Source organism: Gordonia sp. (in: high G+C Gram-positive bacteria) (assembly GCF_049299075.1).
Lineage (GTDB): Bacteria > Actinomycetota > Actinomycetes > Mycobacteriales > Mycobacteriaceae > Gordonia.
Genome location: NZ_JBAQWU010000452.1, coordinates 1 through 5,038 on the forward strand (window position 1 = coordinate 1; position 5,038 = coordinate 5,038).

The window sequence follows — 5,038 nt, forward strand, 5'->3', positions numbered from 1 at the left end:
ACTCCCCCGTCGTCTCGCTCGACGAGCTCGCCGGACCAGGTCCCCACGCGAGCGGGTCGAGCACGCGCCTGGCGACTGATGAGAGGTCGAGCGGCTTCGAGGCGGGCGCCTGGTCGAGCACCATCACCGGCCGTCCCGACCGACGCAAGGTTTCGAGGTAGAGCTGCCTCGCGAGAACGGACTTCCTGCCTCGGCCGAGTTGGCCGGCCACGACCATCTGCAGGTCCGGGATCAGCGCCTGGCCGACCTGGTGAGGTCGCTGCCACCTCACCGGCGCCGCCGGCGGGACTGGGCTGGTCGCCATCTCGTGAAGGCGACCGACCAGCGGAGGCTGGTGGCTCCGGGCCGAGCGGTTCCTCGATCGCATCACAGGCAATCCGTTCAACTGGTCGGTTTGGTGGTCCATGTCCGGAGAAGCAACAGCCCGGCCGCCAGATCGGACATCTGACGGCCGGGCTGTTTCAGGTCGAGCCGAACTGCGGTGCTTCTCGGGTTCAGCGACGCTTCTTCGGCAGGCCTGCGCCCAGCGGGATCGCGGACACGGCGAAGGCCGCGTCGTGTGCCCCGTCGAGAGGGAGCGGTGTGAAGCCGCTGATGCGGATCGACGCGTCGAGACGACGGCCGAAGTCCTGCACGTTCCAGCCTGCCGGAACCGTGATCGAGACCGCGGAGGACACCTTGACCAGCGAGCGGCCCATCTCCAGCTTCTCGTCGCGTTCGTGCAGCTTGCCGACCGACTGGCGGTCCTTGGCGCGCTCGACCTTGCCGGCCTTCTCTCGCAGCGTCCCGGCCATCACCGCCGACATCTGCGCGCGGCCGGTTGCCCGATCGGCGGCCTGCTGTGAGACCGGCCGGTAGAACACCGTCATTGCGCGCCGCTCGCCCGGCTGGGAGGGCACCAGCACCCGCGCCAGCGCACCCATCCGCGCCCCCTTGCGGGGAAGCAGGATCGTGGAGGAGATCGATTCCCACTCTCCATGCCGGTAGGAACGCAGCGCGGTCGACGCGTTGGTCGGACCCGCCGCCGCGACCGGGACACCGGCCGCGATCGACGGGTCGTCGCGGTGATGGATGGCTGCGTCCGCGAGAGCGGGCGCATCGCCCGGTTCGAACCCGGTGCGGATCGCCATGGCGAGCTCGGAGCTGTCGAGCCAGTTCACGCGGGTGCAGCCGATCGAGCCGGTCAGCCGGGCCTCGACCTCGGCCAGCACGGAGTACAGGATGCGAGCTCGGCCGATCACCCCTCGTCCGGCGCGCTTGGCGTCCTTGTTGATGACGTCCTCGCGAACCACCACGGTCACGAACGCCTCACGTCGCACAGCGGCGCCGGCGGTCATCGCCTCCAGTTGGGTGTTGACCCTGGCCGAGACCTCCGGCTCGTCGGGGCGTGCGTTGTGACGTACCCACTCGTCGCGCTCGGTGCCGTCGTCGGGGACAGTGCGTACCTGCACCACGACCAGGTCGATCTGGTTGCCGGCAGTCGCGGCCTCCAGCATCTCCGTCAGCCCGGCACCCATGCGGAACCGGTCTGCCTCGTCGCTCATCCCGATGCCGGGGTGAACGACCCGTGCGGTGGCTGCCCAGGTGCGGTTCGCCTTGTTCTTGATGATGGCTGGCCGGGCGGTCTGCCCAGTCATGGGCGGGCCGTCGTGGATCTCGATGCTGGCCAGGATGCCGGGCAGGTCCGCCTCTCCCGCGTCGCCGTCGTCCTCATCGTTCTCCCCGTCGCCGAGGTCGAGGTCGCCGGCCGCGGCCTTGGACTGGAACCGCGACCAGCCGAACGCCGCCCCGGCCAGGTGCCGGAACAGGACCCCGATCCACTGGAAGGCCGAGTGGCCCCGGATCGGCAGACAGATCAGCAGCCCGACCACGCCCCACAACGGAACGAGGGCGAGCAGCGCGATCCACTGCCCGACGGCGATCGCCATCCAAGTCGGGAACCCGGAGGCCAGCACCAAGAAGAACTGCGGGCCGGTGAGCCCGAAGAGCCAGGCCTGCCGGTCTCGAGTTGCCGATGCTCCGTAAACGCTCATGCGATGAAAGCTCCGTCCTCAACTGCGGCCTGGGCCTCGGGGGGAATGTCGTTGGCAACACCGTCGCCGTTGGTGTCGTTGAACGGCCGCGGGGTGTGCTTCTGCTTCTTCTGCTTGGGGTCGTGCTCGGTCGGGTAGTAGCCCTGGTTCCCGATGCCTGACTGGCCGAGCACGTCGACGCCCATCGAGGCGCCGGCCTGGGCGACCTTCCCGGTCTTCTCCATCGCGCCGCCGACGACCCCGCCGACCTTGCCGCCGAGTTTTCCGATCTTGGAGGACTGCCACCGGTTCGCGGTTTCGGCATCAGCACCGTTCTCGGAGGTGGTGCGCCCATCGGAGGCGGTCTCGCTGGCTGCACCAGACCCGGCCGCCGCGCCGCCGGCTCCGGCGCCCTTGCCCTTCAACAGGCCGGAGACGCCGCCGTTGGCGTTCATCGTCGACCGGAACGAGGCACCCGAGGCCGTGCCAGGGTCGACGAAGGCGAGCAGCCGGAACAGGACCATCGGCATGAAGCAGGCCACCAGCATGATGATCGACCCGACCACGGACATGCCGATGTTCTCCGAAGTCGAGGCGAAGTGCAGCGGACTGTCTCCGATGCCCTTCTCCTCACCGTCAGGCATGCCTGCCCACGCGAACTGCGTGCCCATCCCCACCACCAGCGCCAGCAGCGGCTCCATCAGCACGCACGCCAAGAACCAGCGGATCGACTTCCACATCCACGACTTCGTGCCCTCCGACAGCGCCCCCGCAGCCGCTATCGGCATGGTGGCGACCAGGATCAGCAGCGCTGCCGAACGCACCATCATGATCACCATGTGTCCGAAGGCCGCCGGGATCAGGATGAACAGAGAACAGATCCCAAGCGTGGCCGCCTGGACGGTTCCGCTGACCTGGTCGACGAAGTCGTCTCCGGCCGCGTAGCCGGAGAAGCTGTCGACTCCGAGCAGGGTGTCCAAGATGCCTTCGGTCAGCGCGGAGGCGGCACTGATGAGTCCGGCGCACACGGTGATCCAGCAGGCCAGGACGACGCCGTACTGCACCACTCCGGCTGCCAGGGTGCCGAACCCGCGGCCGTCCTGCCGGAGAACCGCTAGGCCGATCTGGCCGAACGCCACTACCAGCGCGATCGCCAGCCCGATCCACAAGGTGACCGAGTACAGCTTGGCCAGGTCGGGGTCCTCGACGCTGGGAGTGAAGTTGTCGATCAGGCCGAAGGCCGTCTTGAGCAGCCACACGCCGGCCGACCAGATGCCCAGCATCATCGAGGTGAACCCGTCGGCCAGGCCCTCCTTGGCCTTGTCGCCGAGCCAATGCAAGGGGTTGAGATCGATCATCGGGACGATGCCCGCAATGGTCTGCTCGCTCATGTCTGCGGTACCTCCAGCCACTGGTAGCCAGCGTCGAAGGAGGCCTGGGACCCGGGCCACAGCGACGGAGCTGGTGCCGGCTCATCGCCTTCGCCGATCACCCAGCGGCCTTCCTGCCACACCATGCGCTGGCAGTCGGCGGCCGCGACCTGCTGCGGCTGTCCCGTCGCGGTGGTGGCGGTGATAATGAAGTCGATGCACGGGATGACGAAGTGGTCGCCGACCGTGCCCTTGATGAAACCCATCTTCGGTTCGACGGCGATCGTGATCGTGTTCTGGGCGTCCGAGGACATCCCGGCTGACTCCAGGAGCGCGGCCAACCCCTGAACCCCTGACCAGCTCTCGGCCGTCGGACCCCCGGGTGCGGCCCATTGGCTGATGACGTCCTGGGCTACCCGAACCGAGGCGGAGGACAGGGCGGTCGTGTCGATGGCGGCCAGCTGGGCCAGGGCGCCTTCCGGTGTGTGTGGGTACCCGGTCGCAACCCCGACCTCCCCAACCTCCATGGGCGCCGGCATCTCGAGCGTGCCGGTCTCGCCTGAGGACAGGGTGCCGGGCTGTGCGGCCTCCAGCGGCGCTTCGGGTAGTTGCTTGTCCGCGAGCTGGTCCTGTGCGGACTGTGGCGAAGTGGACGCGGCATCGTTGTTGGGCGAGGAGCCGGTGCGCATGCTGACCACCGACCACACGCCGCCCGCCATCAACGCGAGGACTACGACCACCGCGACACCCAGCAGGGCCTGAAGCCGCATGCGGGTCCACTCGGTGTCGGGGTCAGCCAACCTGGTCTGGTAGACGTGCCGGGTCCGGTGGAACATGTCAGCAGCCGTTCCCGACGATGCCGTTGAGGATGGCGTAGATCGTGACGAACGCGATCGCCCCGATCACGGTCCAGAACAGGCCCGATGCACCGAGCTGCGCGGCGCGGCCCATCTGGCCGAACTTGCCCACGATCAACGCTCCGGTCGAGGCGAAGCCGGCGCCGATGATGATGGCGATGACGCCGTACTTGACCCAGCCGAGAATGTCGTTGACGTAGGGCGCGACACCGGTCGGCGGCGCCGCGCACACGTCGCCGACGCCCTCGGCTTTGATGGTTCCTGAGGCCACGAGCTGGGTGGCGACCTCGGAGATGGCTTCGATGAACATCGTGTCTCTCCTCTTTCCTCTCAGTTCCGGTTCGCCGTCAGCGGGCCGGTGATGGTGGTGATCCGCTCCAGCAGGCGCTGGGAGGGGTTCGTGAGCTGCTTGGGCAGCGGGTCGGGGCCAAGGCCCGGCAGGGCCCTGGTAGGCAGGAGGGGCGTGAACAGCACGGCCTCCTGTCGGTGTGCCGTGCGCAGCAACCGGCCGGCGGTTGCGAACTCGCGGTCGCCCCAGCGGCTGGCGCCCACGACGACGACAACGACTTGGTCGGCGTCGAGCTGATCCTCGAGGTCGGCGAGTGCGGCCTCGGTCTGGCTCAGCGCGAGACCGTTCGGCCGGGTCACCAGGACCTCGACGTCCGCGGCAGTGGTGGCGACCCACGCCCCGGTCTGAGAGGCGGCGAGCTCCCGCAGCGACCAGCCGGCGTCCAGCACCGTCAGGTCGACGCCGTCGACCGATCGCGGGGTGGGCACCTCCTCGGGGACCCGTATCGAC

Annotated in this window: 5 protein-coding genes and 1 pseudogene; all 6 read right to left on the reverse strand. The window is 68.7% G+C overall.

Features of this window, described 5'->3' with window-relative positions:
• On the reverse strand, positions 1 to 304 hold a 304-nt coding region (locus tag WAW85_RS14325), incomplete at its 3' end, for a hypothetical protein (RefSeq protein WP_422560268.1).
• Positions 305 to 494: 190 nt separating this feature from the next.
• On the reverse strand, positions 495 to 2,033 hold the full coding sequence (locus WAW85_RS14330; protein WP_422560269.1) for an SCO6880 family protein: 1,539 nt from the start codon (positions 2,031 to 2,033) through the stop codon (positions 495 to 497).
• Positions 2,030 to 3,403 carry a hypothetical protein gene (locus WAW85_RS14335; RefSeq protein ID WP_422560270.1) on the reverse strand — a complete coding sequence of 458 codons (1,374 nt, stop codon included), beginning with the start codon at positions 3,401 to 3,403 and terminating at the stop codon, positions 2,030 to 2,032. The genes WAW85_RS14330 and WAW85_RS14335 overlap by 4 nt, the downstream gene beginning before the upstream one ends.
• A complete protein-coding gene (locus WAW85_RS14340; RefSeq protein WP_422560271.1) occupies positions 3,400 to 4,218 on the reverse strand; it encodes a hypothetical protein in 819 nt (272 codons plus the stop codon). Before WAW85_RS14340 ends, WAW85_RS14335 begins: the two co-directional genes overlap by 4 nt.
• A gap of 1 nt (position 4,219) precedes the next feature.
• Positions 4,220 to 4,549, reverse strand: coding sequence for a hypothetical protein (locus WAW85_RS14345; protein WP_422560272.1), 330 nt, complete (start codon positions 4,547 to 4,549; stop codon positions 4,220 to 4,222).
• Between the two features lie 20 nt (positions 4,550 to 4,569).
• Positions 4,570 to 5,038 (reverse strand): annotated as a pseudogene (locus WAW85_RS14350) (hypothetical protein); the annotation flags it as partial.

Excerpts from the sequence above, each read along its gene's own strand:
- WAW85_RS14330 (WP_422560269.1), bottom strand. The coding sequence starts at position 2,033 with ATGAGCGTTTACGGAGCATCGGCAACTCGAGACCGGCAGGCCTGGCTC.
- WAW85_RS14345 (WP_422560272.1), bottom strand. The coding sequence starts at position 4,549 with ATGTTCATCGAAGCCATCTCCGAGGTCGCCACCCAGCTCGTGGCCTCA.
- WAW85_RS14335 (WP_422560270.1), bottom strand. The coding sequence starts at position 3,403 with ATGAGCGAGCAGACCATTGCGGGCATCGTCCCGATGATCGATCTCAAC.
- WAW85_RS14340 (WP_422560271.1), bottom strand. The coding sequence starts at position 4,218 with ATGTTCCACCGGACCCGGCACGTCTACCAGACCAGGTTGGCTGACCCC.